Annotated in this window: 17 protein-coding genes; 7 read left to right on the top strand and 10 right to left on the bottom strand. The window is 51.2% G+C overall.

Annotation, left to right across the window (positions count from 1 at the left end):
* Positions 1-169: 169 nt before the first annotated feature.
* The 3 genes from HMPREF1051_RS13490 to HMPREF1051_RS08220 all read right to left on the bottom strand — a co-directional run bounded on the left by HMPREF1051_RS13490 (position 170) and on the right by HMPREF1051_RS08220 (position 2,601).
* Positions 170-298, bottom strand: a complete 129-nt coding sequence (locus HMPREF1051_RS13490) for a FeoB-associated Cys-rich membrane protein (RefSeq protein WP_003756918.1) — start codon at positions 296-298, stop codon at positions 170-172.
* The gene (feoB, locus tag HMPREF1051_RS08225) at positions 295-2,163 is read right to left on the bottom strand and encodes a ferrous iron transporter B (protein ID WP_003756920.1); all 1,869 of its coding nucleotides are present in this window, start codon (positions 2,161-2,163) and stop codon (positions 295-297) included. The genes HMPREF1051_RS13490 and feoB overlap by 4 nt, the downstream gene beginning before the upstream one ends.
* 171 nt (positions 2,164-2,334) lie before the next feature.
* Positions 2,335-2,601: a FeoA family protein gene (locus HMPREF1051_RS08220; RefSeq protein WP_003742387.1), complete on the bottom strand. Its 267-nt coding sequence runs from the start codon at positions 2,599-2,601 to the stop codon at positions 2,335-2,337.
* A gap of 317 nt (positions 2,602-2,918) precedes the next feature.
* Here HMPREF1051_RS08220 and HMPREF1051_RS08215 point away from each other — a divergent pair, with 317 nt between their 5' ends.
* On the top strand, positions 2,919-3,545 hold the full coding sequence (locus tag HMPREF1051_RS08215) for an NAD(P)H-hydrate epimerase (protein WP_003766942.1): 627 nt from the start codon (positions 2,919-2,921) through the stop codon (positions 3,543-3,545).
* Between the two features lie 31 nt (positions 3,546-3,576).
* Here HMPREF1051_RS08215 and crcB read toward each other — a convergent pair whose 3' ends face one another.
* Positions 3,577-3,939 carry a fluoride efflux transporter CrcB gene (crcB, locus tag HMPREF1051_RS08210; protein WP_003766919.1) on the bottom strand — a complete coding sequence of 121 codons (363 nt, stop codon included), beginning with the start codon at positions 3,937-3,939 and terminating at the stop codon, positions 3,577-3,579.
* Positions 3,940-4,276: 337 nt separating this feature from the next.
* Here crcB and HMPREF1051_RS08205 point away from each other — a divergent pair, with 337 nt between their 5' ends.
* The 4 genes from HMPREF1051_RS08205 to HMPREF1051_RS08190 all read left to right on the top strand — a co-directional run bounded on the left by HMPREF1051_RS08205 (position 4,277) and on the right by HMPREF1051_RS08190 (position 7,887).
* Positions 4,277-5,212 carry a dihydroorotate oxidase gene (locus HMPREF1051_RS08205; protein WP_003766980.1) on the top strand — a complete coding sequence of 312 codons (936 nt, stop codon included), beginning with the start codon at positions 4,277-4,279 and terminating at the stop codon, positions 5,210-5,212.
* Positions 5,213-5,460: 248 nt separating this feature from the next.
* Positions 5,461-6,597, top strand: a complete 1,137-nt coding sequence (locus HMPREF1051_RS08200) for a 5-(carboxyamino)imidazole ribonucleotide synthase (RefSeq protein ID WP_036492573.1) — start codon at positions 5,461-5,463, stop codon at positions 6,595-6,597.
* A gap of 106 nt (positions 6,598-6,703) precedes the next feature.
* Entirely contained in the window at positions 6,704-7,186 is a 483-nt protein-coding gene (locus tag HMPREF1051_RS08195) for a GNAT family N-acetyltransferase (RefSeq protein ID WP_003756935.1), read from the top strand.
* A gap of 83 nt (positions 7,187-7,269) precedes the next feature.
* Positions 7,270-7,887 carry a Smr/MutS family protein gene (locus HMPREF1051_RS08190; protein ID WP_141745719.1) on the top strand — a complete coding sequence of 206 codons (618 nt, stop codon included), beginning with the start codon at positions 7,270-7,272 and terminating at the stop codon, positions 7,885-7,887.
* A 131-nt stretch (positions 7,888-8,018) separates the two neighbouring features.
* Here HMPREF1051_RS08190 and HMPREF1051_RS08185 read toward each other — a convergent pair whose 3' ends face one another.
* Positions 8,019-9,386, bottom strand: coding sequence for an FAD-binding oxidoreductase (locus HMPREF1051_RS08185; protein ID WP_003766984.1), 1,368 nt, complete (start codon positions 9,384-9,386; stop codon positions 8,019-8,021).
* A 134-nt stretch (positions 9,387-9,520) separates the two neighbouring features.
* Positions 9,521-9,823, bottom strand: a complete 303-nt coding sequence (locus HMPREF1051_RS08180; protein WP_049224223.1) for a hypothetical protein — start codon at positions 9,821-9,823, stop codon at positions 9,521-9,523.
* A 566-nt stretch (positions 9,824-10,389) separates the two neighbouring features.
* On the opposite strand from HMPREF1051_RS08180, the gene HMPREF1051_RS08175 reads away from it, so the two are divergent.
* Entirely contained in the window at positions 10,390-10,869 is a 480-nt protein-coding gene (locus HMPREF1051_RS08175; RefSeq protein ID WP_003766910.1) for an FKBP-type peptidyl-prolyl cis-trans isomerase, read from the top strand.
* Between the two features lie 115 nt (positions 10,870-10,984).
* Here the strand turns inward: HMPREF1051_RS08175 and HMPREF1051_RS08170 are convergent, their stop codons facing one another.
* The 3 genes from HMPREF1051_RS08170 to HMPREF1051_RS08160 form a co-directional block, all read right to left on the bottom strand.
* On the bottom strand, positions 10,985-11,878 hold the full coding sequence (locus HMPREF1051_RS08170) for a hypothetical protein (RefSeq protein ID WP_003766994.1): 894 nt from the start codon (positions 11,876-11,878) through the stop codon (positions 10,985-10,987).
* A 39-nt stretch (positions 11,879-11,917) separates the two neighbouring features.
* Positions 11,918-12,820 (bottom strand): DUF4299 family protein, encoded by a 903-nt coding sequence (locus HMPREF1051_RS08165; protein ID WP_003766929.1) that lies wholly within the window; start codon positions 12,818-12,820, stop codon positions 11,918-11,920.
* Positions 12,821-12,908: 88 nt separating this feature from the next.
* Positions 12,909-13,700, bottom strand: a complete 792-nt coding sequence (locus tag HMPREF1051_RS08160; RefSeq protein WP_003766923.1) for a hypothetical protein — start codon at positions 13,698-13,700, stop codon at positions 12,909-12,911.
* 35 nt (positions 13,701-13,735) lie between these two features.
* Here HMPREF1051_RS08160 and HMPREF1051_RS14470 point away from each other — a divergent pair, with 35 nt between their 5' ends.
* Positions 13,736-13,951, top strand: coding sequence for a hypothetical protein (locus tag HMPREF1051_RS14470; protein WP_155815310.1), 216 nt, complete (start codon positions 13,736-13,738; stop codon positions 13,949-13,951).
* Here HMPREF1051_RS14470 and ilvD read toward each other — a convergent pair.
* Positions 13,885-15,744: a dihydroxy-acid dehydratase gene (gene ilvD, locus HMPREF1051_RS08155; RefSeq protein ID WP_003767004.1), complete on the bottom strand. Its 1,860-nt coding sequence runs from the start codon at positions 15,742-15,744 to the stop codon at positions 13,885-13,887. The genes HMPREF1051_RS14470 and ilvD overlap by 67 nt on opposite strands.
* Between the last annotated feature and the right edge of the window lie 31 nt (positions 15,745-15,775).

Raw genomic sequence — 15,775 nt, 5'->3', positions numbered from 1 at the left:
TAAAGTTATAGTGGATTAAAATAAAAATGAGACAAGGCGGCAACGCCCGCCGTGTACGGGTAGTACATAAGGGCGTTGGCAACGCCGTATCATTGCAATTTTAATCCACTATACAAAAGGTCGTCTGAAACCATTTCAGACGACCTTTCTGCTTCCTAGCTATCCATATTTAACCGCAACCGCCGCATTTGCCGCAGCCGCTGCTGCAATCGCGTTTTTTCGGTTTGAATACGAATTTTCGCAAGAGGAAGAATATGCAAGTGAGCATAATCAAGCCGACGATAATATATTGAGTCATGACGATAGTATCCTTGAAGAAATTTGGTAAACCACAAATGCGGCAAAATAAGCCATCAGGAACAAATAGCCTGTAATCATAAGCATATTTTTCGTGGATTTGGTTTCGCGTTTAATTACGGTTAAAGTCGCGGCACACATCGGAGCATACACATACCAAGCCAGGAAGGCGAAGGCGGTTGGCAAACCCCAGTTGTTGTGTACGATCGGAATCAGCGCGTTTTGTACGGCGTCTTCAGACGACGCGCTGACGGCATAGACCGTACCCAGTGCGGCAACAACGACTTCACGCGCGGCAATGCCTGGAATCATGGCGATACACATTTCCCAAGTGAAGCCCAGCGGGGCGAACAATGGTTGGATAGCGTGGCCGAGCATACCCGCCAAGCTGTAGTCGATTGCCGCGCCTGTTGCACCTGCGGGCGGTTGCGGCCAGCTTACCAAGCCCCACAAAACTACGGCAAGGGCGAAGATAATCGTACCGGCGCGTTTGAGGAAGGCTTTTACCCTGTCCCACAGGCTGGTCATGATGTGTTTGAAGTTGGGCGTGCGGAAAGTCGGCAGCTCCATCAAGAGCGGGAATTGCTGCACGTTGCCTTTCATACGCGCCAAGCGTTTCATGATATACGCTGCCAAGGCGGCAGACAGGATGCCTGCGAGATAGAGGATGAACAGCGTCAGTCCTTGCAGGTTGAAAATCCCGCCTACGGTGCGATTAGGAATGACGGCGGCGATAATCAGCGCGTAAACGGGCAGCCGCGCGGAGCAGGTCAGCAGCGGGGCGACGGCGATGGTAACGAGGCGTTCGCGCGGGTCATTAATCGTACGCGCCGACATAACGGCGGGAACGGCACAGGCGAAACTCGACAGGAGCGGGATGAATGAGCGTCCGGACAGGCCGCTTTTCGCCATCACGTTATCCAGCAGGAAAGCCGCACGCGGCAGGTAGCCTGAGTCTTCCAAAAGCAGGATGAAGGCGAACAAAATCGTAATCTGCGGCACGAACACCAACACGCTGCCCATACCGGCAATGACGCCGTTGACGAGCAAGTCGCTGAGGATGCCCGGCTCCATGTTGGCGCCTATCCATTCGCCCAGCGCGGTAAAGCCGCCTTCGATGGCGTCCATAATCGGCGCCGCCCATGTGTAAACCGCTTGGAACACCATAAACAGGATGACCAGCAGCATAATTATGCCCCAGACGGGGTGCAGCACGATGTCGTCGAGTTTTTTGTGCCATGCGGGCAGCGTCATCTGGGTGCGTACCACTTGTGCCAAAATCGATTCGACTTCTTGATAAAGTTTGTCGCTCTCCAGCGCCTCGAGCGTGCGTTCGGCAGAAGCGGGGTTGGCGGGGAAAGAGCGTTTGCGCGGCAGCTTCGCCACGGCTTCGCGTACCGCCTGTACGCCCGACGCGCTCACTGCGACTGTTTCCAAAACAGGTGCATCCAACAACTCGCTCAGTTTGGCGGCATCAATATTCAAACCCCTTCTGCGGGCAACGTCGCTCATGTTCAGCGACACCACCATAGGCAGTCCCAGCGTTTTCAGTTCCAAAATCATGCGCAGGGTCATACGCAGGTTGGTCGCGTCGGCAACGGCGATGATGGCGTCGGGCGGAATGCCCAGCTTGCCTACGGCGACATCTTTCGCCACCGCTTCGTCGGGGCTGGTCGTGCGTAAGCTGTATGTGCCCGGCAGGTCGATAATGCGGACGGCCGCATCGTCGAGGAAGGCACCCTCGCGCTTATCGACCGTTACGCCCGGATAATTGGCAACCTTGGCATGTGCGCCGGTCAAACCGTTGAATAAAACGGTTTTGCCGCAGTTTGGCGCGCCAATCAAGGCAAAATAGCTTAGTTCCATGAATTGAACTCTCCTTTTTTGATTGTTTGATAAGTTTGGAGTGGGATTTGGGGGAAAGGTTTTGAAATTGTGTTTTCAGACGACCTAGGTCGTCTGAAAAGGATGGGGCGGTCAGATTAAATCCGCCTATGCCGCATTTTCAAAATAGAAGCCTGCCTGCGTGTACGGCGGTCAGCCGTCAATCACATGGCACATAATTTTTCCCGCCTCTTCCTGCCGTAACGAGAATTGCGACTGGTTGCCCAAACGTACGGCAAACGGGCCGCGTCCGAATCCGCCGACGGCAATCACTTGCAACGGCATTCCACTTGAAAAGCCCAAGTCGGCAAGGCGGCGTGTAACCAGCGGGTCGAGTTCGCCGAAAGTCGAATTGGGGACGATGGAGTCGATGTGCGCGACTGCGCCTTTACTGAGTTTTGACAAAGGTATGGCAGACATAGTGTGTTTTACTTTCGTTGTCGATTGAAAAAAGAGACGGCAAGTAAAGACGAATCAGACACAGGGTAGCCAGAGGCATATCCCAACGCCCGTCCCCGCAAAAGAAGTAGTTTTGATTGTTTATCACTTTGTTTAATTTTGATAATAAATCTTGTTAACATAAAAATCAAATACAAAGCCACCAAGTTCCTGATTTTCAGACGACCTCTTGCGGCAAATCAAAAAAAGCGAATGATTTGACGGGAAAGTCGGGCAGGGCTATTGATAAGGTTTGCATTTGGATGTTTGATAGGCAGTAAAGAGAAAAGGAGCGAATGATGAAAATCTACACCGCCGCAGAAATGCGCGAACACGAACAAATGGCAGTCGATAAAGGCACGACTTTCGAGCAACTGATGGAAAACGCGGGACAAGCCGCCGCCGCGGATTTGCTGCGCCGTTTCCCCAAAGCAGGATGCGCGTTAATCGTTTGCGGCAAGGGCAACAACGGCGGCGACGGTTTGGTTATCGCGCGCGTGTTGTCGGAGCGGGATTGGCAGGTAGATGTTGTTTTCGTCTTGGGAGACAAACTGTCGCCGCTGGCGCAGTTGAACCGCGAGCGTTTGAATCATTCGGACGGCGTCAGCTTTATCCGCCCCGATGAACTGGAAGGTCGTCTGAAAACAGGTTACGACCTCGTTATCGAAGGCATTTTCGGGACAGGTTTCAGCGGCGCATTGCCCGAAACAGCTACCGCCGTCTGCCGCCTGCTGAATCAAGCCGACGGCTTCAAAATTGCGTTAGACGTCCCGACCGGGCTGAACTGCGACACCGGCGAAGCAGACAAAGACACCTTCCGCGCCGACCTGACTTACGCCTTCGCCGCCTACAAACCCGCGCATATGACTGACGCAGGCAAAGCATATTGCGGCGAAACCGTGTGTTTGGATATTGGGATAGAGTGAGAATATTTTATTGAGATGACGATGTTCGCGGCTATTTCCAGTTTTGCGCCAAGTAAATGCCCAATGCCGTCAGCAGGAACGAGCCGAAAACATGCAGGCAGACCGCTGAAAACGCCGTCGCCCAGCGTTGCGCCTGCATCAGGGTGACCATTTCCAATGAAAAACTGGAAAATGTCGTCAGGCTGCCGAGAAAACCGGTAATCAGTAAAAGCTTCCATTGCGGATTATCCAGCCATTCGGCGCAGATGCCGATTAAGAACGCGCCGATCCAGTTGGCGGCAAGCGTGCCTGCCGAAAACGGGACGGAGAGTGCGGCAAAGGCGAGAACGAGCAACCAGCGGGACAATGCGCCCAAAGCCGCGCCAAACGCAATCGCCATGACGTTTTGAAACATATTGAAATCCGGAGACAAGAAAAATCAAAAGGGTAGGGTTGGGGATTTTAACCGTATTTTGAACAGGCAAACAAAGGTCGTCTGAAAAGCATTTTAGGTTTTCACTTTGTTGAAACCATGCTTTCAGACGACCTTTTTTCGCCTTTCCTTCATCATATATAGCGGATTAAATTTAAATCAGGACAAGGTGAGGCAACGCCGTACTGGTTTAAAGTTAATCCACTATAAAACAACATTTCCCTACATTGTCTGTCATTTGATGTTTGTTAAAAATTTTGCCGCCTATTCGTGTTACGCTTCGCAAACAAATTGATTTTCCAAGGGAAAGGAGCAGGATATGCCGTCATTGAGAACGCAAATCGCCGGTTTTTCTTTTGACAACTGTCTGATGAACGCCGCTGGTGTGGCGTGTATGACCGTGGAAGAATTGGAAGAAGTCAGACAATCCGCCGCGGGCAGCTTCGTCACCAAAACGGCGACGCTGGAAGCACGGGTGGGCAATCCAGAGCCACGTTACCGCGATGTACCGCTGGGCAGCATCAATTCCATGGGTTTGCCGAATCAAGGCATTGATTACTATCTGGATTATTTGCTGAGCCTTCAAGAATCGCAGCCCGAACGGACATTTTTCCTCTCGCTGGTCGGTATGTCGCCCGATGAAACACACACGCTGTTGAAAAAGGTGCAAAACAGCGGTTTTAAAGGCATTACCGAACTCAACCTTTCCTGCCCGAACGTCCCCGGCAAGCCGCAAATCGCCTACGATTTTGAAACGACCGAGCGGATTTTGGGCGAAGCCTTCGGCTATTTCGACAAGCCTTTGGGCATCAAACTGCCGCCGTATTTCGACATCGTCCATTTCGACCAAGCGGCGGAAGTGTTCAACCGCCATCCGCTGAAATTCGTCAACTGCGTCAATTCCATCGGCAACGGCATGTATATCGAGGACGAATCCGTTGTGATCCGGCCTAAAAACGGCTTTGGCGGCATAGGCGGCGAATACATCAAACCGACCGCGCTTGCCAACGTCCACGCGTTCTACCAAAGATTGAATCCGTCCATCCAAATCATCGGCACAGGCGGCGTTTATACCGGTCGCGATGCGTTCGAACATATCTTGTGCGGCGCGAGCATGGTGCAAATCGGCACGGCGCTGCATCAGCAAGGTGTCGAAGTTTTCGAACGCGTCTCGCTTGGTTTGAAAGCCATCATGGCGAAAAAAGGCTATGAGAAGCTGGAAGATTTCAAAGGCAAACTGAAATATCTGGGGTAAGTCTGCTCAGATGAAGGGGAAAAGGTCGTCTGAAAACCATCATACGGTTTCAGACGACCTTTTATTACAAAACTGCTGCCGATAGGTTTCTTTGGAAAATTCGGATATCGGGGGAGGACGTTTTGATTGTTGTCATTTTGCTCATACGGCAGGCATCGAAATAGCGTGTAAAAGGCGTTTTAACATTTATCTCTATAAGCAGGTTTGTTACAATTTCGGGAAAATTTTAGTGGAACCGCAAAATGCTGATGAACTCATCCGCCATCCTCCCGCCCGCCATGCTCGGCATCCTCGGCGGCGGACAATTAGGCAGAATGTTTACCGTTGCCGCCAAAACCATGGGCTACAAAGTAACCGTACTCGACCCCGATCCGAACGCGCCGGCGGCGGAATTTGCCGACCGCCATTTGTGCGCGCCGTTTGACGATCAAGCCGCCTTGGACGAGTTGGCAAAATGCGCGGCAGTTACCACTGAATTTGAAAACGTCAATGCCGACGCGATGCGCTTTCTGGCAAAACATACCAACGTTTCCCCCAGCGGCGACTGCGTCGCCATCGCGCAAAACCGTATTCAGGAAAAAGCGTGGATACGCAAAGCAGGATTGCAAACCGCGCCGTATCAAGCGGTTTGCCGTTCAGACGACATCAGCGAAGCAAGCGCGCAATTTTTGCCCGGCATCCTGAAAACGGCTACGTTGGGCTACGACGGCAAAGGTCAAATCCGCGTCAAAACGGTGGACGAACTCAAAGCCGCGTTTGCCGAACACGGCAGTGTGGATTGCGTTTTAGAAAAAATGGTGGATTTGCGTGGCGAGATTTCCGTTATCGTATGTCGTCTGAACCATGAAAACGTTCAAACCTTCGACCCCGCCGAAAATATCCACGAAAACGGTATCTTGGCTTATTCCATCGTCCCCGCGCGACTGAGTGCCGATGTGCAGCAACAGGCGCGGCAGATGGCGCAACGCTTGGCGGACGAATTGGATTATGTTGGCGTGTTGGCGGTGGAAATGTTCGTCGTCGGCGACACGCATGAATTGGTCGTCAACGAAATCGCCCCGCGCCCGCACAATTCCGGCCACCATACGATAGATGCCTGCGCCGCAGACCAGTTCCAGCAGCAGGTACGCATTATGTGCAATCTGCCGCCCGCCGACACCAAGTTGCTTTCTTCATGCTGCATGGCGAATATTTTGGGCGACGTCTGGCAGGAAGACGGCGGCGAACCAAATTGGCTGCCGTTGCAAAGCCATCCGAATGCACACCTGCACCTGTACGGCAAAAAAGCCGCGCGGAAAGGGCGCAAAATGGGGCATTTCACCGTCTTGTCCGCCGATGCCGACACTGCTTTTGAAGCAGCAGGAAAATTACATCAAAGCCTTTGAATATAAAATATAATATCGGAAACAGCGTTCAGACGGCCCCCTGTCTGTTTATGAAGAAAACGTCGTCTGAACACGCATTACAATACATCTTACAACACATCTTGCCATGAGCCTTCTGACCATACTCCGTCCCGCAGTCGCGCAAGACTGCCAAGCCATACACAATGCCCATCTGCACGCCGTCCAATATACCTGCATCCGCAGTTACGACGATAAAGTATTGCATGCGTGGGAAGCCCTGCTCGATATCGACAGCTACCTCGAAACCATTTCCGATCCCGGCAAAGCCTTTTGGGTGGTGGAATACAGGGGGACCATACAGGGTTTTTTCCAAGTGGACTTCAAAGAAGCCCAATTGGACGCGTTGTATGTCCATCCCTTCGTCCATAATCACGGCTTGGGTACAGCCTTGCTGCGCCGTGCCGAAGAACTTGCCCATCAGGCGGGTTTGAGCTTTTTGAAACTGTACGCCTCGCTCAATTCCGTTCCTTTCTACCGCTTGAACCACTACGAATCTTTGGGTTCCGCCGTATTGCAGTTGAACAAAGACGTCAAGGTCAAGTGCGAACTGATGCGCAAATATCTATAAGCCGTTTTCAGACGACCTGTACACGGAGCGCCGAGGTCGTCTGAAAATGTGTTTTTCATGTTCAACCTCAAAATATCCCCATGATGAAAACAGATTTTCAATCCGCCTTGAAAGCATTAGGCAAGCAAGCCAAAAAAGAAGCCGAAGCGCGGGCGCAGGAGCAAGCCTTGGCGAAGAAGCGCGAGGAAGAGAATATCGATTTCGCTAAAGCCGTAGGCGCAGTAACGCCGCTGAAAACCGCGCCGCGCTATGAAGCACCGCGCGATAAAACGCCCATCAAACCCCGTCCGAAAGAGCAGGAAAGTTTGGCAGCCGAAGATTATTTTTATGTCGGCAGCGGCGCTTCTTGGGATGAACCGCCCGCTTCGTTCAGTAAAAACGGACAAGGGAAAAACGACTTGCAGCGTCTGCGCAACGGGCATTATCCCGTAGTCGCCGATGTCGATTTGCACGGCTACACGCAGGAAGAGGCGCAACAGGTTTTAAACGAATTTATCGAATTTACCCAAAAGCGTGGCGTATGCGCCGAAATCATCCACGGCAGCGGTTTGGGCTCGTCAGGCTACAAACCCGTTTTAAAAAACATGACGCGCCGCTGGTTGATGCAGCACCCCGATGTATTGGCTTATATCGAGCCGAGGGAAGGCAATGACGGCGCTGTACGCATTTTGTTGAAGCGCAGGCGCAGGGAAGAAGAATAGTTTGTGCTGGATTGATTGGGCTGAGGCAATGTTGCCTTGAGTGCAATCTGCGAACCATGACAAAGGTCGTCTGAAACTGAGATTAGGTTTTCAGACGACCTTTTCGATTTTGGCAAATACTGAAATATTGCTTACGGCAGGAGCTTGCCCGGATTCATGATGCCGTGCGGGTCAAGCTGGGCTTTGATGGCGCGCATCAAGGCGATTTCGGACGGGGTACGGACGCTGGGGAGCCAGTGTTTCTTGATGGTGCCGATGCCGTGTTCCGCCGCGATGGTACCGTGGCAGGCGAGGATGTGTTCATAGACGATGCTGTTCACGGCATCTTCGTAGCGGTAAGCATCATTGCTTAAAACGTCGGGCAGGAAGGTGTTGTAATGCAGGCTGCCGTCACCCAAATGTCCGAAGCAGACAATTTGTATGCCGGGGAAACGGGCTTCTAAGGCGGGGGCGCATTGACGGACAAAGGCGGCGACTTGGGCAATCGGGACAGCGATGTCGTGTTTGATGCTGGTGCCGAGCTTGCGCTGGGAGGCGGAAATGTTTTCACGCAGCGTCCACAGATCGAGGCGCTCTTGTTCGGATTGCGCGATGATGCTGTTTTCTTGGCCGTTTTGATAGAGAAACTCGGCAAGTTTTTCGTCGAGCGCGGCATCGGGAACGGAGTCGGTCAGTTCGAGCAGGACGTGCCAGTTTGCATCGGTCGGCTGTTTGAGATGACTGAACTCGGCAGACAATGCCAAGGCGTAGCGGCTGATCAGCTCGAAACTGGTGAGGCGTTCGGCAAAATGCCCTTGTACGGCTGTTAAAAGCTGTACGGCAGATTCGATGTCATCCAAACCTACCCACGCGGTCGCTATGGTTTGCGGACGGGCGAAGAGTTTGAGCGTGGCGGCGGTGATAATGCCGAGCGTACCTTCGCTGCCGATAAAGAGGTGGCGCAGGTCATAGCCGGTGGTATTTTTGTGCAACGGTTGGAGATGGGAAACAAGTTCGCCATTAGGTAGGACAACTTCCAAACCCAATACCAAGTCGCGCATACTACCGTAGCGTAAAACGTTTAATCCGCCGGCGTTGCAGGCGATATTGCCGCCGATTTCGCACGAGCCTTCGCTGGCAAGGCTGAGGGGAAACAGTCTGCCCGCTTCGGATGCCGCTTTTTGGACGTTCTGCAGGATTACGCCTGCTTCGACGGTGATGCTGTTGTCGGCAAGGTTGATTTCGCGGATGCGATTGATTTTGGAAAGGTTGAGCAGTACGCCGCCGGAAGCTACCGCCGCGCCGCACAAACCGGTATTGCCGCCCTGTGGGGTAACGGGGATACGGTGTTCAAAACAAAACCGCATGATTTCTTGTATATTTTCTATGGAATGCGGTTGCAAGATGATGTCCGGTTCGGAAACAAAGCGGCGGCGCTGGTCGTTCAATAGAGCCGGAGTGGCTTCGAGGATTTCGGCGGGGGAAAGGAATTCAAGAAAACGGTCGTACAGATTGGGCATAACGGGCAGCAGGATGGTTTGTGTGTGTACGGAAGATTATATAGCGGATAAGGGAAGCGAAAAACGGTAAAGGTCGTCTGAAAAACAAAAAAGCAGGATACAATCCGTATCCTGCTTTTTTAACTGTAAAAATATTATTTTGCAGCAGAAGCGGCAGAAGCAGCAGCTGAGCTGGCAGCAGAGGCAGCACCGGTTGCAGCAGAAGCAGCGGTATTAGCTGCAGAAGCAGCGGTATTAGCTGCAGAAGCAGCGGTGTTAGCTGCAGAAGCAGCTTCAGTTGCAGAGGAAGCGGCAGAAGCAGCACCAGTTGCAGAAGAAGCGGCAGAAGCAGCAGTTTCAGAAGCACCGGAAGCGGTAGGAGCAGCAGTATCAGCGCCTTTGTTACAAGCAGCCAAAGCCAAAGATAACAGAGCAGCAGCAATCAGAGATTTTTTCATTTTGAGAACCTTCTTTAAATCGATTTAAGTAGAACAAAACAACAAAACGACATATAAGTCGTTTCATTTAGAGTAAAAATTCATTGCTGAATTTCCTGCATTATGCCCCACAGGGTGCTTCGGTGCAACGATACGGACGAATTAGTAATTTTTAATCAATCTGAAATGGACGAAAGACGGGGGTAAAACTAGTCCGCATTGGCTGTTATTCAATGTACATTTGAAATAAATTGTATAGTAAAATTTATTTATTTCATGCGTTTACATTTGAAGAATGCGCTATGGGCCTTTGTTTTCAATCGGTTTAAATGAAATTCGGGCAGTTGTTGCGCATAAAAGCAAAAAGTTGTAAAAAAGTTACACAAATATAAAGATTATCAAAATTTACGCTTTTGCGCGCAATATGTTAAATATTGTGCATATAAATTTATAATTGTTAGTTTTGATAATTTTGCGATAAATCTCCGTGCATGACGGCGGTGTGTTAGAATGCTTTAGATTTGTTGGCAGAGGGTTGTCAATAAAGAAAACCTGTTTTGATAAACGGTCATGATAAAGGATAAAAAATGGCTATTGAAAAAAATTCTGTGGTTTCGCTTCACTATGAAATGTACGATGCGGACAACCAACTGCTGGACAAAACCGAAGAACCCATCGTCTATCTGCATGGCGGATATGACGGCATTTTCCCTTTGGTGGAAGAAGCTTTGCATGAGAAAAACGTCGGTGATACCGTTGAAGTCGCGCTGTCACCCGATGATGCTTTCGGCGAGCAAGATCCCAGCCTGGTGCGTATCGAAGATGTCAGCGTGTTTCCGGTTGAAGTGGAAGTCGGCATGATGTTTGAAGCCGATGATCCTGAAACCGGCGATGTCTTGATTTACCGCGTAACCGACGTGGCGGACGGAAAAGCCGTAGTAGACGGCAACCATCCGCTTGCCGGTATGAAAATCTTGTTCAAAGCGACAGTTGACGGCGTACGCGATGCGACTGAAGAGGAAATCGCACACGGCCACGTTCACGGCCCGCACGGTCATCATCACTAATTGAGTTAGTCTGCAATGCAAAAGGTCTTCTGAAAACAGGATTGGGTTTCTGTTTTCAGACGACCTTTTTGTATTTTGTTAAGAATATTGCTGTGGTATGGCTTCACTTAATGGATTAATCTTCGGCATAAAATTCATATATGTCGGTTTCACTCCGGGTAAAAACCAGAGCCAATTTACCTTCAGGTATTCTTTTTTGGGACATGCCGCCGATGCAGATTCCTAGGCTTGGAAAGGTGAGGTAATGTTTTCCTTCGAGAAAATGATGTTCGTTTTTTAGTTTTTCTATGCTCTCAGTTTCAAAGAGATTCAAGCCGTTGAAAATAGGATATGTGTATTGATTGCAAGTGACGGCAACCAGCCTGTTTTCCTTATAGTGCAATTCGCATGAACCTCGTGTTTCAAAAATGCTCCCTAAAATATTGTGTTGCAAAACTCTTTCTGCTTTGCCGAATTCGGCAATGATTTGTTGCATGGTATTGCCGAGTTTGAAAAATTTACCGTTTGTTTCTACGCCTTCAAAGGATGAGATTTTTACTTCATGAGGTTCTGCTTCCGAAGGTTTCTGTTTGACTTTATTTTGCCAAAAATCTATCAACTTGGTTTCTTCCTTGGAAAAAACGATAACGGCTTTGCCCTCCGGTATGCGTTTTTGACTCATGCCACCAATGCAGATACCGAGTTCAGGAAAGGTAATATACGATTTTTCTTCAATAAAATCATTCTGCTGCTTGATTTCTTCTAGGTCTTCGGCTGTAAAGACGTTTACGCCGCCAAGCATGGGGTTGGTATGTTTGTTGCAAATGATGGCAACAAGTTTATCTGCTCTATATTTTAATTCACAAGCAAATCTGTATTCGGTAGTAATATTCAAAAGGTTGTCTTGCACCACTTCGCTGGCCTCTCCAAATTCGGCGATGATTTGTTCATTGGTGTTACCAAGCTCAAAAAATATGTCGCCTAAATCCACGCCTTTAAAAGGGATAATCTGAAACTTGTTGACCGTCATTTTGATTGCCTCATTTTATAAATGGTGGCTGTCTGAGCATTATTCGATGGCAAGCTGAGCCAATTCGTCTTTCGTGAATGCTTCCAGCAGAATATACGCTGCGTCAATAAAGCGGTATTTTTCTTCAGGCAGCCGTGCGATAAAGGTTTCGTAGGGCAGCTCGGTAGGTGAATCGTCATCGTTGGTAAAAATCAATCTCCAGCTGCTGATATCGTTGTTGGAAATATCGAGATCCGTGCCGTATTCTATTTCGGGTTGGTAGGGCAGGATAGTCGGCAGTTCAGGGCTTAAGACATAAAAGCCGACGAGCTCTCCCGTGTCACTATTTTTCCCAATCATTGGATGAGCGGAATAGGCATCCAGCCATTGGGTTTCACGCATCAGGCGGCTGAAGGCTGCGAGTGGGTCGTTGTCGGCTAGAATTTTGTCGCGAATCGCTTTGTTCAGTGCCACAGGGCGGGTAACACCGTAGAATTTATAGTTTTGTATTTCGTCTTTATCTTCAAAAGGCACCATGGATATACCGGCCTGTATGTCTGGTTTGAAATCGAAGGTTTGGATGGTGTCGGCAGTGAAGGTTTCACCGGTTTCGCAGGTAATCGGTTGTTTGAGCGCGCGGGCTAAATCGGCGAGATATTGCAGGGCGATTTGCCAGTCTTCCAAAGTGCTGGGCGTGAATTGCCGCACAGCGTATTCCTGTGTGTCTTCATCAAAGGATAATTCAAATCCCCTACCGCTTTTTTCGTTCACACCAAGCAGCAGACATTCGAAGTCGGATAACGGCATGGCTTGAAATTGCTGTAAATCAAAATCTTCATCGTGTTCATCAAATGAAAATTGTGCTAGCGGCTGCGATGAAAGCTGGAAACATTCCTGCACTGTTAATACGGGCAAGCGGCTAAATAGCTTTTTGGGATTTTTGATGTAGAAAGAAATGCTCATCGGAATATCCTTTCCAAATTTTGGCGGTATTTAGCCGTTATTTGTAGGCAGCCTGCACAATGAAATTGATTCAGGCTGTTTTGAGTTTTCAGACGGACTCATCAGTGGATGTCTCTATTCCTTTGCGTTTAAATTCATCCTCCAACTGCCGGATATGCTGTTCCGCTTTGAGGAGCTGTCTGTAATCGTCGGGGTGCATCGTATCGCGCAGGTTCATGCTTTTCAGGCCGAGTTCGCTTAGGCCTTGCACTTGGGACGCAGCCGTTTCCGTTATCCGTTGCTTTCCCGACCATCCGCCGGAGCGACTTATTTTGGTAATGCTGACTTGGCCTACGGGCGCGTCGTAGAAGTTGTATGCGGCCGAGTCTTTGGGGTTGGGTTTGCCGTCCCGATAAAAGGTCGTCCATAGCAGTTTGTTGGTCTGTCTGGAATATTCCAGTTCGTGTCCCTGTATGTTGCCGTTGGCATCAAGGGTGTAAAGTTTGACTAGTGGTCTGATCGTGGGGTGCTTCGAGTCGGTCGGCATCGGGTGGTAATTGCCTTCCCAGCAGCGTTGCATGCGGTCTGCAACAGGGGTGCAGTGTTTGGGGGTCCGTGCTTCGTTCAAACGAAGCCAGTTGTTGATTTTAGCGAGTTCTTCGGGTGAGAGGGGTGTGTATGAGCTGCTGTCTGACGGGCTGTCGTATGACGGTCTACCGTATGACGAGCTGCTTGGCAAATAGTTGGTACACGTAGCGTTGCCATATACCTGCATGCAGTACCCTATACGGTTCATTTCCTGTGCGTGCTGTTGGCGCAGTATGTTTACGTCGGCCACCACGAATCGGCTTGCCACCAATTCGAAGAATGCCAACAGGATAGGTAAAATCGTTTTGTGCATGGGGCGGTTTCCGTTTCAAGGTAAAAAATCGGGTATTGGGGTTTAAGAGAATCCGCGTTTTAAAGCTGCCTGAATATTTATTTGCGTGGATTGGATTCGGGAAGGCGGTGTGCAGGCTGCTTTTCGGTTTTCAGACGACCTACGATACCGTATGGTCGTCTGAAACCTTTATTGCCGTACTGTTTTACCGCTCGATTTGCGATACGTCGCGCACCGCGCCTTTGTCGGCGGAAGTCGCCATTGCGCCGTAGGCGCGCAGGGCGGCGGAGACGTAGCGGTCGCGGGTTTCCGGTTTCCACGCTTTGCTGCCGCGTGCTTCCATTTCGGCGCGGCGTTTTGCGAGTTCTTCGTCGGATACTTTCAGGTTGATGCTGCGGTTGGGGATGTCGATTTCAATCGTGTCGCCTTCGTGCACCAAGCCGATAGCGCCGCCTTCCGCCGCTTCGGGTGAAGCGTGGCCGATGGAGAGACCTGATGTGCCGCCGGAGAAGCGTCCGTCGGTCAGCAAGGCGCAGGCTTTGCCCAAGCCTTTGGATTTCAGGTAGGAAGTCGGATACAGCATTTCCTGCATGCCCGGGCCGCCTTTCGGGCCTTCGTAGCGGATGATGACGATGTCGCCGGCAACGATTTGGTTGCCCAAAATGCCTTCGACGGCGGCTTCCTGGCTTTCAAACACGCGGGCGCGGCCGGTAAATTTGAGGATGCTCTCGTCCACGCCTGCGGTTTTTACCACGCAGCCACGTTCGGCAATGTTGCCGAACAAGACCGCCAAACCGCCGTCTTGCGAATAGGCGTGTTCGACGTTGCGGATGCAGCCTTTTTCGCGGTCGAGGTCGAGGGTTTTCCACATGCGGTTTTGCGAGAACGCTTGGGTGGTGCGCACGCCGCCGGGGGCGGCTTTGAAGCGTTCGATGGCGTGGGTGTTTTCAGGATTGGTCACGTCCCATTGTTCAATTGCGTCTTTCAGCGTCGGCGCGTGGATGGTGTACACGTCGGTGTGCAGTTTGCCCGCTTTGTCCAGTTCTTTCAGGATGGCGAAGATGCCACCGGCGCGGTGTACGTCTTCCATGTAGTAGTCGTGGTTGTTGGGCGCGGTTTTGCAGATGCAGGGGACAACGCGGCTTAAGCGGTCGATGTCGGCCATTTTGAAATCCACGCCCGCTTCGTTGGCGACGGCGAGCAAATGCAGGATGGTGTTGGTGGAGCCGCCCATGGCGATGTCCATGGTCATGGCGTTTTCAAACGCTTTTTTGGTGGCGATGCTGCGCGGCAGCACGGTTTCGTCGTTTTGCTCGTAATAGCGTTTGGTGATTTCGACAATCATGCGGCCGGCTTCGAGGAACAATTCTTTGCGGCCGGCGTGGGTGGCGAGATACGAGCCGTTGCCGGGCAGGGATAGGCCGAGCGCTTCGGTCAGGCAATTCATGGAGTTGGCGGTGAACATGCCGGAGCAGGAGCCGCAGGTCGGGCAGGCGTTTTGTTCGACTTCTTCGACCTGTTGGTTGCTGACATTGTCGTCCGCCGATTCAATCATGGCGTCAATCAAGTCCAAGCGGCGTTCGGGTTGGATGTTGGCCACGCCGATGACCTTGCCCGCTTCCATCGGGCCGCCGGAAACGAAGATGGTCGGGATGTTCAGGCGCATGGCGGCAATCAGCATTCCCGGAGTGATTTTGTCGCAGTTGGAAATGCACACCAGCGCGTCGGCGCAGTGGGCGTTCACCATGTATTCGATGGAGTCGGCAATCAGATCGCGGCTGGGCAGGGAGTACAGCATACCGCTGTGTCCCATGGCGATGCCGTCGTCGATGGCGATGGTGTTGAATTCTTTAGCGATTGCGCCCGCTTTTTCGATTTCGCGGGCAACCAGTTGGCCCATGTTGTGCAGGTGGACATGGCCGGGCACGAATTGGGTGAACGAGTTGGCAACGGCGATGATGGGCTTGCCGAAGTCGGTTTCCATCACGCCGGTGGCGCGCCACAATGCGCGTGCGCCCGCCATATTGCGGCCGTGGGTGGAGGTTTTGGAGCGGTATTCTGGCATGGGGTATTCCTCAGAGGGGTGGTATTTTGAA

Origin of the sequence: Neisseria sicca VK64, from assembly GCF_000260655.1 — a bacterium.
GTDB lineage: Bacteria > Pseudomonadota > Gammaproteobacteria > Burkholderiales > Neisseriaceae > Neisseria > Neisseria sicca_B.
Note: the sequence above shows the minus strand (reverse complement) of the source record. Positions and strands in the feature narration are given on the sequence as shown.

Coding starts and splice junctions, on each gene's coding strand:
- HMPREF1051_RS08180 (WP_049224223.1), bottom strand. CDS start 9,823: ATGAAAAAATCTCTGATTGCTGCTGCTCTGTTATCTTTGGCTTTGGCT.
- HMPREF1051_RS08205 (WP_003766980.1), top strand. CDS start 4,277: ATGCCGTCATTGAGAACGCAAATCGCCGGTTTTTCTTTTGACAACTGT.
- HMPREF1051_RS08170 (WP_003766994.1), bottom strand. CDS start 11,878: ATGACGGTCAACAAGTTTCAGATTATCCCTTTTAAAGGCGTGGATTTA.
- HMPREF1051_RS08190 (WP_141745719.1), top strand. CDS start 7,270: ATGAAAACAGATTTTCAATCCGCCTTGAAAGCATTAGGCAAGCAAGCC.
- crcB (WP_003766919.1), bottom strand. CDS start 3,939: ATGTTTCAAAACGTCATGGCGATTGCGTTTGGCGCGGCTTTGGGCGCA.
- ilvD (WP_003767004.1), bottom strand. CDS start 15,744: ATGCCAGAATACCGCTCCAAAACCTCCACCCACGGCCGCAATATGGCG.
- feoB (WP_003756920.1), bottom strand. CDS start 2,163: ATGGAACTAAGCTATTTTGCCTTGATTGGCGCGCCAAACTGCGGCAAA.
- HMPREF1051_RS08185 (WP_003766984.1), bottom strand. CDS start 9,386: ATGCCCAATCTGTACGACCGTTTTCTTGAATTCCTTTCCCCCGCCGAA.
- HMPREF1051_RS08220 (WP_003742387.1), bottom strand. CDS start 2,601: ATGTCTGCCATACCTTTGTCAAAACTCAGTAAAGGCGCAGTCGCGCAC.
- HMPREF1051_RS08200 (WP_036492573.1), top strand. CDS start 5,461: ATGAACTCATCCGCCATCCTCCCGCCCGCCATGCTCGGCATCCTCGGC.
- HMPREF1051_RS08175 (WP_003766910.1), top strand. CDS start 10,390: ATGGCTATTGAAAAAAATTCTGTGGTTTCGCTTCACTATGAAATGTAC.
- HMPREF1051_RS08160 (WP_003766923.1), bottom strand. CDS start 13,700: ATGCACAAAACGATTTTACCTATCCTGTTGGCATTCTTCGAATTGGTG.
- HMPREF1051_RS08215 (WP_003766942.1), top strand. CDS start 2,919: ATGAAAATCTACACCGCCGCAGAAATGCGCGAACACGAACAAATGGCA.
- HMPREF1051_RS08165 (WP_003766929.1), bottom strand. CDS start 12,820: ATGAGCATTTCTTTCTACATCAAAAATCCCAAAAAGCTATTTAGCCGC.
- HMPREF1051_RS13490 (WP_003756918.1), bottom strand. CDS start 298: ATGACTCAATATATTATCGTCGGCTTGATTATGCTCACTTGCATATTC.
- HMPREF1051_RS08195 (WP_003756935.1), top strand. CDS start 6,704: ATGAGCCTTCTGACCATACTCCGTCCCGCAGTCGCGCAAGACTGCCAA.